Origin of the sequence: uncultured Flavobacterium sp. (assembly GCF_951805225.1) — a bacterium.
Taxonomy (GTDB): Bacteria; Bacteroidota; Bacteroidia; order Flavobacteriales; family Flavobacteriaceae; genus Flavobacterium.
Genome location: NZ_OX638201.1, coordinates 2512184 through 2532099 on the forward strand (window position 1 = coordinate 2512184; position 19916 = coordinate 2532099).

A 19916-nucleotide genomic window follows, 5' to 3' on the forward strand; every position below is an offset into this window, starting at 1 on the left:
ATTAAAATAAAAAATAATAGTCATGAAAAAACTTTTTAAACTTTTTATGATGGGAATGCTAATACCATTGCTGTCTTTGTTTTCCTGTTCTGATGATTTTTTGGATGCACCATCTGAAAATCAATTAACGCCGGGCGATTTACCGGAAGGAGTTACCGCTTTTGACGGAATTGCTGAGAGTTTGTATTTTAAGCCTTGGTTTACTTTTAATGATAAATTCCTAATTGCTGTTGGCGATATGTATGCCGGAAACGCTTTTACATTTGATGGTGCTTATGCGCAATTTAAAGATGCTCAGGTAACGTCACAAAACCCAATCCTGACAGAAGGATATACTTCTTTGTTTTCGGTTATCGATCAATCTAATAATTTAATGAGTTTAGTCGAAGCAAGAAAGAGCGAATTGCCTGAAGCATCTTATAAAAATGCCATTGCAATTTCAAGATTTATGAGAGCCAATGCCTATTTTTATTTGGTAAGAACTTTTGGAGCTGTGCCTATTATTAACAAAGCTGGAACGGCAGCTCAGCCAAAAAGAAACCTTGTTACTGATGTTTACAAATTCATAAAACAAGATTTGGAATATGCTATCGAAAATTTGCCTGCAACTTCAGTAAAAAAAGGATATGTTACCAAATTTGCAGCAATGGGAATTCTTGCAAAAGTACATTTAACGTTAAACGAATATGGAGAATGTGCTGCTTTAACTCAGAAAATTATCGGAAATCAATATATTTTGATTCAAGATTATGGAAATTTATTTAGCAGTCCAGAGAATAACAATAGTGCAGAAAGTATGTTTGCCCTGCAATGGAAAGCAATTGCTACTGAATGGGGAACTCAGAATACAAATCAGGCTTATATAGTTCCCGGAGGTACAGGAATAACTGGCGGTGGAGACGGTTGGGGAGTTTACCTGCCTTCTATTTCATTGCAAAGTGGCTTTGAGCCAAATGATACCAGAAAAAAGAGCACAATCATGACAGATGGTGACTTTTATCCTGAATTATTAAAAAATCAAGGTGGTTTCAGATATAAAAAAATATACTCTTCGACTTCTGCTAATTTCAGAAAGTATATTGTAGGTTCTGCTGCCGAAAGAAACGATGTGTTTTTTATGAGAACTTCACAAAACACAATTATACTTAGGTATTCTGATGTTTTACTTATGAATTCTGAAGCGATTTTAGCTGGAGCGGGTTCTACAACTTCTGCAGCAGCTTTAAGTTCTTTCAATGAAGTAAGAGCAAGAGCCGGATTACCAGCCAAAACGGTACTTACAAGAAATGATTTATTTAACGAAAGAAGAATCGAATTTGCACTTGAAGGACAATATTTCTTCGATTTAAAACGTCGTGGTCTGGCTGAAGCAACAGCAATTCTTTCGCAACAAGAAGTAGGTTTTTATTCTGATGATGCCAGAACCGAATTGGTTTCTGTTAAGATCACTCCGGGAAGCAACTATTTTGAACTGCCGTTACCGCAAACTGCTATTGATACTAATCCATCATTATTAGAGCCGCCGGTTCCTTTTAACTTTAACTAACTTTTACTATGATTAAGAAAATAACACATAGAATTATAATTCTTCTGGCATTTGTTTCCTTTACAGCTTGCCAAAATGATGATTCAACTACTGCAAATATAGATGCAATGGTTGCTGAACCCGGAGATCTATTGAATCAGGCTTTTCCATTAAATAAAGTCAGAGTTGAAGGCGAAGGTTTAAAGGGATTAAAGAAAATTACGCTGGACAACAAAATTGATATCAGTTTCAATCCAAATTACAATTCAGATAAAGCGTTTATTTTTACTATTCCTTTTGATGAAAAACTAGGAAGTAGATTTGGAGTACAGCCAATTACGTTTATAACAGCTTCAGGATCTGTAACTAAAAATATTGAAATTTTACAGCCTGTTCCAACTATTACAAAGACAATTCCTGCTGTTGCAACTCCGGGATTTCCGTTAGAGATTGAAGGAACCTGGTTTTACAATATTTCTTCGATCACTTTAGGAGGAAAAACATTAAGTTATACGCTAAAATCGTCTTCTTCAATTATCATCGGTTTACCTTCAAATGCAGTTTCAGGATCTGAACTTGTGGTAACTACTCCGGGAGGTTCTGCAAAAAAAACAATCAATTTTGCAACTGTTGTTCTTGTGTCTGATTTTGACGGAAACGGTAGCAGACGCGATTGGACTGCTTATGGCGATATCGATAGTTTTAACGCAAGTACTACAGGCGGACCATCAGGCAATTATGCAACATTAGTATGGGCAGGTTCAACTTCAAATGGTTACAACGGAAGCAGCGCCGGCGGTGGAGCCAGTTTCTTAAACGCTTCTAATAATGATGCTTCAAAAACATTTATAGATATTGATGTAAGTGCGAATGTTGTGGGTGCTCAGTTTGCGATTCAATTGAATACTATTGATGGTGTAAACTACGGTTATAATTTTAAAGTAACTGATGTAAATTGGATGACAAAGACCATATTATTAAGTGATTTTAAAGATAATTACGGTTTTGGTTCGAATACAGCTGCAACATTAGATCCTTCTAAAATTAATGAAATTAAGATTGGAGTTGCTCAGGGAGATTCACCAAATCCGAGTGCAATAAAATACGATAATATTAAAATTCGCTACCAATAATTAACGGTTTTGAATTTCATTTTTTAAACTAAAAAAGAGGTTGTAATCAAAAAGCAACCTCTTTTACAACTAAAAAAACAGAATCTATAAATAAGAATATTCACAATTACAAAAGGGTATTCTATAATAAAAAACAGTATGAAAATTAAATTTTTACTAATGCTGACTGGTCTTTTCTTCTTTTTGAATTCTTGTTCAAAAGATGATAATATAGCGGCTAATGGCTTAGAAACGCCTGTTGCAAACGCACCAAAAGACGTGAACGATACCGGTTTTAGAGCAAAATGGATGTACGTTTCCCATGCAAAAAGCTATCTTCTGGATGTTTCAACCAACGAGAATTTCTCCACTTTTGTCCCAAATTACAATGCAAAAGAAATTACTGATTTAAACGAAGTTGTCATTGGTTTAACTGGAGGTACACAATATTATTACCGAGTTAGAGCAAAAAATGAGACAGAAACTTCGGGTTATTCAAATATTATTAGTGTTGTTACAACAGGTTCGAGCAACATTCCTGAAGATCCTACATTCTTAAAAGTAAAAGCAAATAAATTGGCACATCCATTTTTTATAGGTATGGCAATAAAAGCTTCACAATTAACTACAGGAAGTCCTTATGATGTTATTTTGAAAAATGAGTTTAGCAGTATTTCTGCTGAATACGAAATGAAAATGGATCAAATTTCTACTGCAAGTGGTGTTTACAATTGGACTGTAGCGGATAAAATTGTCGCTTACGGAAACTCTAACGGAATCAATGTTCACGGTCATGCTTTGGTATGGCATAATTCAGTCCCACAATGGTTAAAAGATTTTTCTGGTACTGATGCTGAATTTGCTGCAGAAGTAAAAAAATACATTACAGATGTGGTTACGCATTATGCCGGAAAAGTAAAATCATGGGATGTAGTTAATGAAGCTGTAGATGATAATGGCACTTCTATGAGAAATACTATTTTTCTTAAACGAATGGGTGCTAATTATGTAAAAGATTGTTTTCAATGGGCACGAAATGCAGCAATTGCAGCTGGTGACAACTCTTTATTATTATTTTATAATGATTATGCAACGTCAACAAATCTTGCAAAACAAGACAAAGTTTATAGCATTATAGATGATTTAAAAACAAGCAATCTTATTGATGGTATTGGTTTTCAAATGCATAATAATTATTTAAATCCAACAAAAGCTCAAATCGAAACTGATATTAATAAAGCTGTAGCTAAAGGTCTAAAAATTCATGTTTCGGAATTGGATATACAAGTGAATCAGTCTAATGACATTTCAACTTTTACAAATGAAAGAAGACTGGCTCAAAAAGAAAAATACAAAGAAATTGTGAAACTCTATAATGGACTTCCGGCAGCAAATAAATATGCCTTAACCGTTTGGGGAATGAAAGATAATGAATCCTGGATTCCGTTTAGTACGGAACTTAACCACCCAGGAAATGACTGGCCTTTATTGTACGATTCAAATTTTGCAATTAAAAGCTCTCATACAGGCTTTCTTGAAGGTCTAGATTAATTTTTTTTAAAACTATAATACTTTACTTCAACTATTAATAAACCAAAAAATTAAATTATGAAAAAATTAAATTTGCTAGCATTAACAGTGACATGTGTATTAAGTTTAGGATTTGCATCCTGTGCAGAAGACGTAAGTCCAACTGCAAAAGACCAATCAGCAAGTGCGAGTACAAAAACCAGTACAAGCAAAGTAGCCGGCGCGCCATGGGTCAAACAATTTGAAGATACATTTGATGTAGGTTCAAGTCTGTCACAATGGACAAAGGAGCAACGTGCAGATTATAATTCCTGGTATTGCGACTATGCCAGTTCAGTGCCTACAACACAATGGAGAGACGGAAAACAATGTTTGGAAATCAAGACGACAAAATTGAGCACGTACAAATATCAATCCGGGTTTATTTCTTCTAATTATCAATATAAGCCTGAAAACAATACCGAGTATATGCTTTCTGCCAATATTAAATTAGTAGCGATGGATGGCGGAACTTATAAGTCTTTCAAGGATACTTATGGTGCGTGGCCTGCTTTCTGGTCTGTGCAGCAAAATGGCTGGCCAACAAAAGGAGAAATAGATATTATGGAAGGTTATTCTTTTGCCCCAAATGCAAGCCGTTTTACCTCAAATCTTTTTTATGGAACTTCTACCGGAGCAAACCAATTAGGAAATTCTGCTGAAAGAAACTATCCTGGTAATTTTGATGTAAACGGAAATAGCGGATGGCATTTGTACGAGTCTTATTGGAAAATGAAAAACAATGTCGTAACAGTTACTATAATGGTAGATAATGTAACAGTTGCAACATATACAAATGGTAGTGTAGGCAATCTTAACTTAAATAATTTTGGACCGCACTCGATTATATTTAATCTGAATGTTGGATCAAAAGATTCTAATTTTATTGACCCTAATAAAATCAACTTATTTTCGACTGTAATGATGTGGGTAGATGATGTAACGGTTTACAAAAGACCAATCTGATTTATGTTATAATTACTTTAAATAATAATAACACAGAATATACAAGTTTTAATTAAGTTTTGAATCCTGTTCTTTTCACTAAAGGTCCTAATGAAAATTAGGACTTTTTTTATGCACTAAATTTCGAGATTTAAAATGAATTCGAGATCAGAGGATCAATACAAAACTGTGAAATAGAAAAATTTAATTATAAATATTAGTTAAACTAAAAGAAAAAATAATCCATAATAAGCTAATAATCGTAAATTAAATAAAAGCAGTTATCATGGAAACATCAGCAACTTTTTCTAATATGATACTAAACAAACTTGCCAGCAGTTACTGTAGTTTATGGACCTTGGCAGAACTGACTGATTGTATCATATCAGATTCAAACATGGCAGAGATATACTGGGAACAAATCTCTCTTCAAAGGATAAATCAGGCAAAAATATTAGAGGTCTTAATACAGTTGGAATTTGAGGGTAATGTATTTTTAAATCCTATTACAGACGAAAGTTCTATAACTATAAAAGGTCTGCTAAAAATAAATAATAAAATTCTTTTAAATTAATCTCTTCTTTTATTTTGAAATTAAGGGTAATCAGTTTTGTTAAATTTTAAAAGTATAATTCCGAGGATTTTCTCAAAATATACTTTTAAAATTTAAAGAGCTATCCGGCAAAATAGCTCTTTTAGTCTACAAATTTTATTACTAATTCAAATTTCAAAAAAGAATGTTTTTTTATTCCCCCGAGACTATTAAAATTAAAATAAAGAATTGCCGTTCTTAAAAGATTAAAATATTAACGTTATGCTTTTTTATCGGTTTTAGGCTGCATCACTACTTCTACTTTATCAGCTTTTGGCAATACTTCGCCTGCGTATTTTTTAATGTCTTTTATCGAAATACTTTTTATTAATTTCTCATATTCAGTACTGCTTACAAACTTGTCATTGGTTTTTAGCTGATCGACAATAATGCTCATCCAATACGTATTTGACTTAATATTTTGCTGATTGCTTTTTATTAAATCTTGTTTTATATCTGATAAATCTTTTTCCGAAACATCATTTTTTACAATGTTATCCAATTCATCATATACGATTTGAAGTAGTTTGTTGTCTTTTTCAGGATTACAGTCAAAACTTACGCTAAGAGAAAAAACAGGCGTTGGATTTTTAGACAAAGAACTCTGCGTTTGAACACCATAACTTCCGCCTTCGTCTTCTCTGATTTTATCTAAATATCTTTTGTCTAATAATTGAGAAAGCATATATGCCATAATCTGGTTTTTCTCAGAAAAGGCAGTATTTCTGTTTTCAAGATGTACATAAATACTAGTTTTAGGAACGCTCATTTCTCTGATTAGTTTTTCTTTTGCAAATCCTTTTGCCATTCCTGTTTTATGATCTGTAAATTTTTCCTGAGTTTGATTTCCTGCTAAGTTTCCTAGAAATTTATTAATGTTTTCCAAGTCACTTTCTGCAACGTTTCCAACAAAAACAAATGTAAAATCAGACGCATTTGAGAAACGTTCTTTATAGATTTTAGAAGCATCATCAAATTTTAATTCGGCAAGATTTTCTTTGCTCAAAAGAAATGTTCGCTTGCTGTGATTACTGTCTAATAAAGCAATCGTATCACCAAATATTTTATTATTGTTTTCATTTACATTTTCAAGCGTATTGCTATAATAATCAATAATTCGTTTGTATGCCTGAGTTTCAAATCTTGGATTTTTAAAATATAAATACGTTAATTCTAAAAGTGTTTCCAAATCTTTTTTAACGGCGCTTCCGCTAAAACCTTCGTAATGTTCACCAATAAACGGACTCACTTTTACTGTTTTTCCTGAAAGCTGTTTTTGCAAATCGGTAACTTTAAAATCTCCTAATCCTGAATTTTTAGCCAAAACAGTTGCGATTTGTGATGATGCTAAATCTTTTTCAGACAACAAAGAAGTTCCGCCCTGACTGAAAGCAGAAAAAAGAATTTGATCCTGAGACAACGTTGTTGGGTAAATAATTACTTTGGCTCCGTTTTGTAAAACATATCCTTTTGCTTCCTTAATGCCTTTTATTTCAAACTTTTTAGCAATTGGTTTTACTGAAAGTTTATCTGTAACTAAATCTGCATTTGCAACTGTTTCTGTGTAAGGTTCTAGTTTTTGCGCTTTTATTTTTTGAATTGCAGTTGTATAATCAGCTTCTGTTGGATAAGTAACATTATCTTTTTCAGGACCTGAAACCGTCAAAATCTGATTTTTTTCTGTTGGAAGTCCACGGAATACTGTATTAATTTGATTTACATCAAGTTTAGCCAAAGTCGCGTTCACAAATGCAACCTCATCTTCTAAACTCATAACCGGAGAAGCTTCCAGAAAATAACTCTGCAATTGCGAAGCCCAATTTTCGTTACCAATTTTATCTTTATTTTTTAATTGATTTTCATAACTGTTACGCATATTTTCTTTTACACGGTCGAGTTCTTCTTTTGTAAAACCATTTTGAATTGCACGTTCATATTCCGTATAAGCTTGCTGAAAAGCTTCTAATAATCTTCCGTTTTTAGGATTAACGCTTAAGGTAAATAAAGTCGTTAATCGTGTTAAACCCGAAAGACTTAAACCAGCTCCAAGCAAAGCGGTTTCATTGTTTACGGTATATTCTCTAAAACGATTATTCATCATTTGCAAAGCCAATTGCTCTGCAATACTATTTTCAAACGTAGCAATATCCTGAACAGCAGGTTTATTCTTTTTAAAGTTTAATGAAATCGAAGTTTGCTGCGCTTCTTTATCTACAGCCAGTTTATACAACAGTTTATCATTATCAGGAATCGATTCGTAAGTACGTTCTGCAGAATTTGACGGCATAGGAATTGAACCCATTATTTTCTTGATCTGCTGTTCCATTTTTATCGGATCAATATCACCAACAACAATTACAGCCTGATGATTTGGCAAATACCATTTTTTATAATAATCTCTAAGTTGCTTGTATTTGAAATTTTCAATCAAATCCATATCGCCTAAAACATCTCTTTTTCCGTATTTTGAACCGTTGTATAATACCGGTTCTAATTGCGATCCTATTCTTAAATCAGCATTTCTTCTTGTACGCCATTCTTCGTGAATCACGCCTCTTTCTGCATCAATTTCGGCATCTTTTAAGGATAAAAACCCCGACCAATCGTGCAAAACATACAAACAAGAATCTAATAAAACCGAATTTTTTACCGGTACATTACTTAGATTATAAACCGTTTCGTCATGCGCTGTGTAAGCATTAATATCACGACCAAAAGTTACTCCGTGTTTTGCCAGCATATTAATTATGCCTTTTCCTTTAAAATGTTCTGTACCATTAAAAGCCATATGTTCCAGAAAATGCGCCAGTCCGTTTTGATTGTCTTCTTCTAAAATAGCGCCTACATTCTGAACAAAATAAAAATCGGCTCTTTCTTTTGGCCATTCGTTATGCAAAATAAAATACTGCATTCCGTTGCTTAATGTTCCGTGTACAACGTCTTTCCGTAGTGGAATTGTGGTTTTAAACTGCGCTGAAACCTGGGTTAAACCCAAGATCATAAAATGCGCTAAAAATATTCTTACTTTCATTTGATTGTTATTTAATGTTCTTTTTTTGATTGTTTTTTTTGAATTATCTTTTGTAAATGGTATGCGAAGTTCTTGCTAGCTATTTGAACGCGGATTGAACGGATTCGCTTTGCGAAGACGCGGATTAAAACGGATTTTTAATTAATTATCTTATAAAAAATCTGCGTGTATCAGCGTTTTCGTGATAGCGGATCAGTAAAATCTTCGAATTATTTACTGGTCAATTCAACGCGGATTGCACAGATTCGCTTTGCGAAGACGCGGATTAAAACGGATTTTTAATTAATTATCTTATAAAAAAATCTGCGTTTATCAGCGTTTTCGCTATAGCGAATCCGTTTAATCTGCGTATAATTTTAATATCAATGTTTTACATCCAGCTCGGGCGATCTGCGCCTTTTAAGTAGTAATCAAAATACTGTTGCATTTTGGTTGTCCAGTCTTTTTTGTTTCCGGCATCTTCCAGAGTATGCCCTTCTTTTTTGTAGTTTACCAACCATGCCGGTTTTCCTAAACGACGAAGTGCAAAAAACAAGGATTGTCCTTCCTGATAAGGAACCGCGCGATCATTATCATTGTGAAAAATAAGAATTGGTGTTTTTATATTCTTAGCCGAGAAAAGTGGCGAATTCTTAATATATCCATCCAGATTGTCATGCAAAGAACTTCCCATACGGTATTGATCGGCTTCATATTTGAACATTGTTGAAATACCATTTGATCGCATAACAGGATAATTTGCCGTAAAATTGCTTACGCCTGAACCTACAATCGCACAACTGAAAACATCTGTTTGTGTCGTTAAGAAAGAAGTTTCATAACCGCCAAAACTATGTCCCTGAATTCCAATTTTTCCTTTTTCTGTAATGCCGCTTGCGATTAAATATTCAACTCCGCTAACTACATCATTGTAAACGCTGTTTCCCGGTGAGCCATAAACGTAATGCACGTCTGGCTGAAAAACAATATAACCTTTGCTTACATAAGTTGGAATATTGATGTTTGAAGTACTAACTTCCGGTAAGTGATGGACATTAAATTCTTCAGTATGTTTTTCATAAAAATGAACAATTACCGGATATGTTTTTTTGCTGTCATAATTTTCAGGAAGGTATAAATTTCCCTGATTTTGTTTTCCGTTAAAATCTTTCCACGTAATTAATTTGGAAGTTCCCCAAGCATATTCTTTTTGTTGCGGATTCACATCGGTAATTTTCTGTTGTGCTCCAAAAGCTGAAGTTGCCCACCATAAATCAGGAAATATAGTATAGCTTTCTTTTGTAAAAAGTACAGTTGAATTGTCTCCTGACGTTGCTTCTATTTTGGTATTATAATTCGCATCAGCAAATACTTTTGTGATTGTATTATTGGCAAATTTATAAACACCTTTAGATTTATGAACGTTATCAAAACCAATTAAATTAAATGATTTTTTCTGATCTAAATCTCCAATATAGCCACTTTCGCTATAGCGTAATTCTACATTATTTTTTCTGCCGTAACCCTGAGTTATAGAATATGGTGCTTTTTTATTGGTAAGGTCAATTGCCCACATATCAAACTGATCGTAAATTACTAAAGTGTTTCCGTTGTTTAGCCAACCTGCAATTCCATAAGCTGTTACAAGCGATGCCATATCAACATTTTCATCAAATATTGGAAAAGCAATTTGTGAACTAATATTTTTAAATTGTAATGTATTTGGGTCAAAAACGGTCCATGCTTTTTGTTTTTCGTCGTACATAACTGCGAAAGTTCCCTGAGGATTCCACGATACACTTCCAAAAACTCCTGAAAGTACTTTAGTAGATTTTCCTGTTTGAGCATCAATCCAAAAAATATCATTACGCTCATTAAATGTCCAGTCAACTTCAACTGTATATGGCTTTTTATCCATTCCGAAAAACCCTTTAAAATTGCCTGATTCAGGAATAGCTAACTGATCAAATTCTCCTGTTGAAGCTGCTTTTATGACTTTTTTATTTTTAATATCATAAAGAAATTTTTGTTCGCTTGGCAACGTTTTGGTATTTCTCAGCAATTCTTGTCTGCGCTCCATTGTTCCTTGCATTGATTTCCAAACTTCAATTTCTGATCTTGGAATCTGTGTATTTTCAGGACGCTGATTGGAGTTTACCTGCAACTGAATAATGGTACTATTCTCGTTTAATCCGTAAGCTGATTTTGAAATCGAAAATGCAGGATCGTTTAACGTAATATCATCATAATTGAATAAAGAATTTACTGAATTGGTATTCATATTAAAATAATAGACCAAATTAAAATCAGCGCTATTATTGCCTTTTAAGGTAAAAGTTCCGCCATTTTCATTTGAATTTAATTGAAAATCACCAAAATCTGCTGCTTTTCCGCTATAGATTGTTTCTTGTTTTCCTCTTGGAATTCCATGTTTCAGATATACTTTATCATCTTCTATCTGAACGTAAACAATCGCTTTATTGTTTTTGATAAAACGAGATCCTTTTATGTTTTTAATTGATAAACTGTCATTAGTTTCAAGATTATAACAAACTAAACGCTGTAGAAAAAAATTGCCTTTTGAAGCCTCGGGACGTGTGTAATATAAAAAATCTGTTCCTTCAAGTGCGTTTGTATAATGTGGGCTTTTCCAAAGTTTCTTGACACCTGATTTTAGGTTTTGCAAAAAAGTGCTGTCATTTACACTGTATTGAATCCAGTCTTTTTTTCCGATAAACTTCAAATCATTAACATTATTCAAGACCAAACGTTTCCCTTTTGGCGCTTCCTGAATAATAAACTGATTTGTGTTTTCTTTGTTCTCATCCTGAAAAACGGTGCTGTACGAGATCCATTTACCATTATAAGATAAGGCTTTGCTTCCTACTCTCTTCCATTGATCGTAGGTAGCTTGGTCAAGAGCTTTTTTCTGTGCCGATAAACTATGTACACTCAAAACGAGTGTACACAGTAAAAGTATTTTTTTCATATTGATTAAATTTTCAAAGGAAATTATTCTTTTTTCAAAGCATTAATTACATTGGTAAGTTCATCTACAAGCTGACCCGGATTTCCTGAATATCCTTCAGATGTAAAACGGATTTCTCCATTTTTGATAACGACTTTTCTCGGAATTCCACTTGATTTAAAGATCGCTGCATATTTAGAAAATGATGCATTATTAGTTCCGCCGCCTTTTTTTACAAGATCAAAAAGTGTCGTTATTGTTAAGCCTTTTTCTTTTAGATATGCCAAAGCTTCTTTTTTGTATCCTTCTTTGTTTTCTTGTGTACTGATAAAGTAAACTTCAACTTGTTTGTCTTCTTTAAAATTGTTTACCAATTGTTGCATCGCAGGAAACGCTTTTTTGCAAGGACCACACCAAGTTGCCCAAAAGTCGATTACGATAATTTTTCCGCTGTTTAAATTCAATTGTTTTGGTTTCCCGTCGGCAGTTAGAACATTAATTGCCGGAGCTTTTACAGGAGCCATCAAAGCAATTTTTTCTTCGGGATTATTTTCTTTTTTTAGTTTCTCTAAATAAGACGGGAAATCACTTTCTTTTTTTCCTTCTTTTAAATACTGCTCTTTTAATTTTGCCGTTGCTCCTTCTGACAATGCATTGGCTTTTGCCGCATTTTGCAAAACTTCTAAAGTTGGTTTATTCAATGCTTCTAAAGCGGCAATGTGAATGTCGTTGATACTTGCTTTTTCATAACGTTTTTGAGTTGGAAGCAATTCGAAACAATCCAAAACTTCTTTGTATTTCTTTAAAATGTTATACATACGAATCTGAATAACCATTTCATCATTCAACTGATTTTTTGCATTTTCAGTGGCTTGATTTGGCGACCAGTAAATTCCCTGCATGTATGACAAATCATTGATTTTTGCCTGCATTTCTTTGATCATTGGCACTGCCATAGTCTCAATTACTGTTGGTTCAACAGATTTTACATACAATGCTTTTGAGATATATTGGTGATAACAATCGTTTATTGAAGCAAAATTCATTGTTGGAATTAGTTTTAAAACTGCTGCATAATCTTTGGCATCAAAATAGTAACCAAACACCATTTTAGAAATATTATCATACAAATAATTCTGTGATTCAGGAACTTCTGAACTATACGGGAAATCAGCTAAAAATTGAAGAGCAGCTTTGTTTCTTTCGGCAGCATCAGCGATTGGGGCAATTTTCTGGAAAGTTTTCAAACGCATAAAAGCTCCTTTAGGAAATTGTTTTGTAATTACGGTTTCAAGAGAATCTCCTTTTACTTTATCATTCAAATCATACGCATATAAATTTTGAACTTTTATAAAAACTTCTTCCGGTAAACCGTTCATTTTTTTTGTAAAATCTCCCAGAAATCGGTGTCCTAATTCATTAAATTTTTCGGGTTTCTGAACCTTTAATATTTTAATATAAGTGTCAATAAATTTTGGAAAGTTGTTTCCGTTATCAGCTACTTCTTTTTTCAACCAATATTCTGAGGCGTCTCCTTCAATTGTAAAATCTTTAAAATATCCTGAAAATTGTCCATTGAAATCTTTGTTTCTAAAAGTTGCCCAAGCCAAATCTGCTCCGGGCATTTTTACTTTAGGTTCTTTAAAAACAACCAGCATATATCCGGTATCCTGACCTGTATCTGTCACTAAACCATTCTCGGTATTTCCGTAAAATTTGAAAGCTATGAAGGCACAACTTTTTGGAACTGTAAAATCTGCACTCCAAACAGCGCCATTTTTCTTCATTTTAACATCTTCAATCTCCCAGTTGTAATCATTAAATACATAAGCATAACCATTGATTTCATTGATGTTTTCAAGTGGTCCGCCTTTGGCATCATACGTCATATTTAGCGTTGAACCCGGAATGGGAATATCTGGCATTCCGGTTAATCTCAACTTAGTTTCCTGACTTGTAACTTGTAAGGTAAAGGCGCAAATTGCCAATACCAAAAATTTGATATTTATTTTTTTTAACATTTTGTTGTTTTTTTTATTTACCCAATTCCGGGTTTAAATCAATATAGTTTTGATTAATTGGAAATACATATCCGCGACTATTTGGTTCAAGCGTATAAGTCACCGTTTTAAAAACTCTGGTATATGTTTTTTGAAAAGCAGGATCTAAGTTTAATCTGCGCTGATCAAACCAACGGAATCCTCTGCCAATAAGTTCTTTTTGTCTTTCTGATAATGCCAGATTCAAAGCTTCTGCCTTTGTTGAAGCACTTAACTGATAAGTTGTACCTGTTTTGTAACGTTTTGCTCTTAAGATATTCAAATTGTCAATTGCCAATTGTGTTTGTCCTAATCTTGCATAACATTCGGCTGAAATTAAATACATTTCAGGAACAGATACTCCAACATTTACTCCGTTTGTATAACTGTATGCTGCGATTCCAAATCCTCGTCCGGCGTATGATGGAAAAAAATTAGTTCCTGGAATCGTGTAATAGTTGTAACGCAAATCATTGCTTTCAAAACTGTTTAGCAATTCTGTAGATAAAGGCGCTCCATTATAACTTGGCAATAACGTTTTTGAAAATATAACTTCAGGATTCTCGATCAAAACCGGATAACTATATCCTGAGGCAAATGTTTTTAAATCGTTTAAAGTATTTTGCATCGCCAATGTTTTTTTTGCATTATCCAGACTCAACTGATACGATCCCATATATAGATACGTTCTCGCCAATAAAGCATAAACTGCTCTTTTTGAAGGAAGTACATTAAACTCCGGATTATCCTGAATGTTATTTGCTAATGCATCTTTTAGGTCAGAAATAATCTGATCGTACACTTGTCCAACGGTACTTCTTTCAAGAGAAGAGAATAATTCCGGTTTTAATAATAGTGGAACTGCTTTTTCTGAATTGGCAGAAGTTGGATCAAATTGTGGTCCGTATGTATTTACCAATTGCAAGTAAGCAAATGCTCTGTGAACAAAAGCTTCAGCATAAATTTCTTTTTTCTGAGCTTCAGTTCCGTTTTGGCTTGACATTACACCATTTATGATCACATTGCTGTAATAAATAGCTTTATATAAACTATTCCAATCTGAATCAGCTTGTGAAGGATCATATATTCTTTCCTTCCAGCTGTAGCTGTTTCCCCAAATGTTTGAAACCTTACTTTCATAACTTGTCGGAAATTCTACATCGGCATCAGCCAAAAGATAAATTCCTCCTGAGGCACTTATTTCGGTGTAATTGTTTGCCAAACCTCTGTAATCAGAAGTATATTTTAAGATTCTGTTGTTCCCAACCGGTTCTACTTCAACATAATCTCTACAAGAGTTGAATAGAAATATTGGCAAGAATATATATAGTGTGAATTTTAGAAATTTCATAAGTCTATTTTTTAAAATTAAAAACTACAATTAAATTGTAAAGTATAATTACGTTGAGGCGCCAGTGTATTGTAGTTGTTATTAGACAAGTATTGCGGATCAATACCTAAATCATTTTTAACCCATAATAAACCTAAATTTCTCGCAGCAAAATTGAAACTTAATGACTTTATAAAAGTTCTGTCTAAATATTTTGACGGAACATTATAACCCACTGAAACTTGTTGTAATCTGATATTATCTCCAGGCAAAACATTAATATCAGCATTTTGATATCTGTTTAAACTATTATAACTAATGTTTGCTAAACCTGGAACATTTGTAGAAGCTTCGTCTCCAGCTTGTCTCCATCTGTTGGCAATCAATTCATCTTTTGCAACAGCGCCATATTGAACTCCTGAATAAGATGGATAGTTTTGTAATACTGTATTTCTAAAAACGTTTCCTGCGTAGTAAGTAATCTGAACGGCCATTGTGAAATTTTTAAATGAAAAATCATTCATAAATCCTCCAAAATATGGAGCAACGGTTGTTCCCATTTTTTTCAAATTGCTTTTGTCAATTGCAGATATTCCTTGTGATGCATTTACAATTGTACCGTCGTTTTTATAAACTGTAGATTGTCCTGTTGCATCCAGACCTGCCCATTTATAAGCATAAATTGTGGTTAACGCAGTTCCTACTATTGGTGCTGATCCAAAATATTGATTTGTACTTGTTGCAATAAAACGAGAGTCTGTTACTTTATTTGTGTTGTAAGCAAAAGTAAGGTTACTGTTCCATTTGAAAGCGGAGTTCACAATAAGTCCGCCAAGGTTTACGTCTACTCCATGTCCTTCTAGTGACGCTGTATTATAGTTCAAATAAGACCAGCCATAAGTTGGGTTAAACGGTAAATTTGTTAGAATATCTTTTGACTTTTTATAGTACAAATCGACACTTCCGCGTAAGCGATTATTTAAAACTGCATAATCTAAACCAAAATTAAGTGTTGATGTAGTTTCCCATCTGATATTTGGATTCTCCGGCAATGAAATATAAGCTGTTGGTAATTGTGTATTATAATCAATTGATCCAACGCCAATTATAGCACTTTGGCTTCCAAAACCACCACCTGGAGCACTTCCTGATTTACCATAAGTTACTCTTGCAGATAAATTATTCAACCAGTTTACATCTCTTAAAAAGAATTCTTTATTAATATCCCACTTTCCTCCTACGGACCATAATGGTAATGCTCTGTTTTTTCTTGAAGCTCCTAATAAATTATAATCATCAAAACGTACACTTCCTGAAACGTGATATTTGTTCATAAAATCATAAGATCCTAAACCATAATAAGATAAATAACGATCTCTGTATTTAGAAATACTGTTATCAGAAGTTCCAATAATAGTCTGCCATCCATAAATAGTCGTATAATATTCTGTTGGATTTACAGATTGTCCGGAATTTGTATCGGTATTATAACCGTAAAATCTTTGACTTGATCCTTCTCTGCGTTCTTCTCTGATTTCTGAACCGGCTAAAAAGTGTAAACCATTGTTTTCATTGAAATTTTTATTGATATTCATTTGAATACGCATACTTTGCGATTCATTGTCTGAAAGTGTATTGTATAAATAAGATCCAACCGGAATTCCATAAACCAATTTACCAGACGTATCTACAGAAGTTGCTTCATTGATTGCATTTCTGGAATAATAACTGTCTAATTCGCTCAATGATCTGGTTTTATTTTGAATAGAAGTAAACATTCCTGCTGCTTCAAAATTTAACCAGTTTGTAACTGTAGCCGTTAAACTTGCATTTAATCTAATGTTGGCTCCTTTTGTAATTACGTTAGAATAATTTAACTCATCAAGATAATTATAACTCCACGGCAAATATCCTTGTGCTTCAAATCCTTTTGCTACTTCTGGTCTGAAAATAATGTAGCGGTCAATTCCTTTTCCGTTTTCATCAGCAATCATATCATAAGGACGCAATGCTGAAGAAGATACATTTGACAAGGCTTCATTAACTGTATTATTTGCCTGAAAACTCGACGAAACATAATTGAAACCGGTATTTAATTTTAAAAAACTTTTAATTTGAAAAGAGTTGTTTAAAGTTATATTGTACGATTTAGATTCGTTTCCTCTCATTGCAGCCTCATCTTTATTATATCCTAAAGACAAGTAATACGAACTTTTGTCTGTTCCTCCGTTAAGAGATAAATCGTATTGTGTAGTTATGGAGCTTCGTAATAAATATTTACTTATTTGACCTAAATTATCATTTTGAGCTAATTTGTCTAACAATCGATCTCTTTCAGACATAGAAATAGTTCCTCTTTGTTGCTGAAACATAATTTCCTGAGCTGCACTTGGGTTTTTAGCCTGCCAGTTGCTGATATCATCTGATACAAATCCGCCTGCAACCAGGTCTTTTTCGTAATCAATGTATTGTTTTGTATCCATGACACGCAATTTGCCTAAATTCATTTTATCACCCATTGTTGTAGTGGTGCTAAAATTGATTACCGGTTCTCCTTTTTTACCTTTTTTCGTTACAACAACAACTACTCCATTGGCAGCACGAGAACCCCAGATAGAAGCCGCAGCAGCATCTTTTAATACGGTAACACTCTCTACATCATCAGGATTAAGGTAACTTAAGATTGACGAACCTGAAACTCCTCTTCTGCTAAAACTGAAATCATTTATAGGTTGTGGAAATCCATCAATAACGATCAACGGAGAAGTTACACTATAACTATTGGTTCCTCTAATGGTAATATTACCGGTTCTAGGATCAACATTTACACCTGCCATTTTTCCCTCTAGTCTTGATGCAAGATCTACAGTTGGTACTTGCGCAAGTTCTTTGGCTCCCATTACTTCAAAAGATCCTGTTACTCTTTCTTTTGGAATATCAGTATATCCGTTTGATGCCACAACTTCAACTCCGGTCAATTCCATTACATCTTGAGACAATACCGCTTTTATGAATTTTCTATTGTTTACGGCAATCTTCTGTGATTTGTATCCTAAATAATCAAATCGGAGTGAATCACTTGCAACAACTGTCATTCTAAATTCTCCTTTTTCACGAGTAATATCCCAATTTTTATTTCGGATCAAGACTACATTTACTCCTATTAACGGATTTCCGTTTTTGTCGGTAACAATACCGCTAAGTTCATATTCTTCTTCTTGTACTTTTTTTACTTTTCTAATTACAATCTGCTTATCAATAATACTGTAGGTTAATCCTGTATTAGCTAAAGCAGTTTTTAAGATTTGCTCAACTGTTCCGTATTGATTTAAATTAACTTTTTTGGTAGATGAAATTAAGTCATCATTATAAAAAAATACGTAATCGCTTTTTTGTTGAATAGTAGAAAATAGGGTTTGCAGCGAAGCTCCCTGAACCTTTACTGAGATTTCATTTTGTGCTTTGGCACTATTAGCATAAATACTGGTTAATCCTAAATACAGAACTAAAATGAATACTCTCATAATTAAAATAAAAGTAAGGTTGATGATTTTTTTAGGCAATAGAAAGCCTATATCATGATTTTTATTCATAATTTTGTTTTAGTTATTTCAATAATTGCATTCGCAATTAAAATTTACATAAGCCAAGAGATGTTCGAGCATCTTTTGGTTTTTTTTTGGTCTGGTTAAATTAGCTATGTTCTTTTTTCTTCTTTTTATATCATAGGCATTTCATAATTTTAGTCATTAGCATTTTTTAATTAATAGTAATTTTTCGGGCTGTTTCATCATAAACCAAATCAAGCCCAGTTGTAGCTTCTAATGTTTTAACCACTTTTTCTAAATCGTCATTCAGTTTAAATGCACCTGAATAAGTTTCGTTTTGATTTTTTGCTTTCATCACAAAAGAAACATTGTAATAGCGCGTTAATTTGTCTAAAACCAATGGAAGTTTTTCCTGCGAAAATTCATAATATCCTTTTCTCCATGAAAATAAAGGTTCCACATTTTCTACTGTGGTTTTAATATTTTGATTCTTTTTATCTAAAGAAGCAATCATTCCCGGTTTAAGAATAGTTTGAAGTGTATCGCTGCTAAAAAATCCTTTTTTCGCGTAAGCTACTTTTACTTTTCCACGTAATAATGCTGTCGAAACTTTTGCATCAGTAGGATAACAACTTACATTGAATAATGTTCCCAATACGCGAACACTATAATTATTTGCTGCTCTCACAAAAAATGGTTTTTCGGCATTGTGCGCTACATCAAAAATTCCTTCGCCTTCCAGAAACACTTCTCTGTTTTTGGTATTAAATGCCGTTGGATAAATCAACTTTGAACCTGAATTCAGCCAGACTAAAGTTCCATCTGCCAAACTCAAATGAGCTCGTTTTCCGTACGGTACTAGAACGGTGTTGAATTGCGCTTCCGCAGAATTCTTCTGATCGATTTGTTTGTTGTTAACATTTACTTTATTTCCTGAAGCGTTGTAGGCAATCGTCGCACTGTCTCCAACGGTAATAGCTTCCTGATTGGCCAAAACCAGTTTTATATCTTTACTTTTTTCAAAAGAAGCTTTTTCTGTGCTTTTTGCAAATTGCTCGATTGAACTAATCGAAACAAATTGCGGTTCTTGTTTGCTATTAATCAAACCTGCAAAAAGTCCTAAGAAAATTAACAACACGGCGGCTGCACTCCACGAAATTATGCGAAGTCTTTTTCTTCTGGCGCGCTGTTTTTCAAATGCAATACTTTCTGCGATTTTTGCTTTTAAATCAGCTTTGGTTTCTTTTGATAAAATTTTGAAATTTGGGTACAAAATAT

The 19916-nt window shown here is 33.4% G+C and carries 11 protein-coding genes; 5 read left to right on the forward strand and 6 right to left on the reverse strand.

Annotation, left to right across the window (positions count from 1 at the left end):
• Positions 1-22 precede the first annotated feature (22 nt).
• From WN975_RS10050 to WN975_RS10070, 5 genes are all read left to right on the forward strand, one after another.
• A complete protein-coding gene (locus WN975_RS10050; protein WP_337966422.1) occupies positions 23-1546 on the forward strand; it encodes a RagB/SusD family nutrient uptake outer membrane protein in 1524 nt (507 codons plus the stop codon).
• 8 nt (positions 1547-1554) lie between these two features.
• A complete protein-coding gene (locus WN975_RS10055; RefSeq protein WP_337966423.1) occupies positions 1555-2658 on the forward strand; it encodes a hypothetical protein in 1104 nt (367 codons plus the stop codon).
• A gap of 138 nt (positions 2659-2796) precedes the next feature.
• On the forward strand, positions 2797-4188 hold the full coding sequence (locus WN975_RS10060) for an endo-1,4-beta-xylanase (protein WP_337966424.1): 1392 nt from the start codon (positions 2797-2799) through the stop codon (positions 4186-4188).
• A gap of 57 nt (positions 4189-4245) precedes the next feature.
• Positions 4246-5172, forward strand: a complete 927-nt coding sequence (locus tag WN975_RS10065; protein WP_337966425.1) for a family 16 glycosylhydrolase — start codon at positions 4246-4248, stop codon at positions 5170-5172.
• Between the two features lie 265 nt (positions 5173-5437).
• Positions 5438-5725 (forward strand): hypothetical protein, encoded by a 288-nt coding sequence (locus tag WN975_RS10070; RefSeq protein ID WP_337966426.1) that lies wholly within the window; start codon positions 5438-5440, stop codon positions 5723-5725.
• Positions 5726-5963: 238 nt separating this feature from the next.
• Here WN975_RS10070 and WN975_RS10075 read toward each other — a convergent pair whose 3' ends face one another.
• From WN975_RS10075 to WN975_RS10100, 6 genes are all read right to left on the reverse strand, one after another.
• Positions 5964-8774 (reverse strand): insulinase family protein, encoded by a 2811-nt coding sequence (locus WN975_RS10075; RefSeq protein ID WP_337966427.1) that lies wholly within the window; start codon positions 8772-8774, stop codon positions 5964-5966.
• Positions 8775-9144: 370 nt separating this feature from the next.
• Complete coding sequence (locus WN975_RS10080; RefSeq protein ID WP_337966428.1) at positions 9145-11742, reverse strand: prolyl oligopeptidase family serine peptidase; 2598 nt, start codon at positions 11740-11742, stop codon at positions 9145-9147.
• A gap of 23 nt (positions 11743-11765) precedes the next feature.
• The gene (locus WN975_RS10085) at positions 11766-13742 is read right to left on the reverse strand and encodes a TlpA disulfide reductase family protein (protein ID WP_337966429.1); all 1977 of its coding nucleotides are present in this window, start codon (positions 13740-13742) and stop codon (positions 11766-11768) included.
• Positions 13743-13755: 13 nt separating this feature from the next.
• Positions 13756-15111 carry a RagB/SusD family nutrient uptake outer membrane protein gene (locus WN975_RS10090; protein WP_337966430.1) on the reverse strand — a complete coding sequence of 452 codons (1356 nt, stop codon included), beginning with the start codon at positions 15109-15111 and terminating at the stop codon, positions 13756-13758.
• Between the two features lie 17 nt (positions 15112-15128).
• Entirely contained in the window at positions 15129-18683 is a 3555-nt protein-coding gene (locus WN975_RS10095) for a SusC/RagA family TonB-linked outer membrane protein (protein ID WP_337966431.1), read from the reverse strand.
• A 166-nt stretch (positions 18684-18849) separates the two neighbouring features.
• Complete coding sequence (locus WN975_RS10100; protein WP_337966432.1) at positions 18850-19911, reverse strand: FecR domain-containing protein; 1062 nt, start codon at positions 19909-19911, stop codon at positions 18850-18852.
• Positions 19912-19916: the final 5 nt, after the last annotated feature.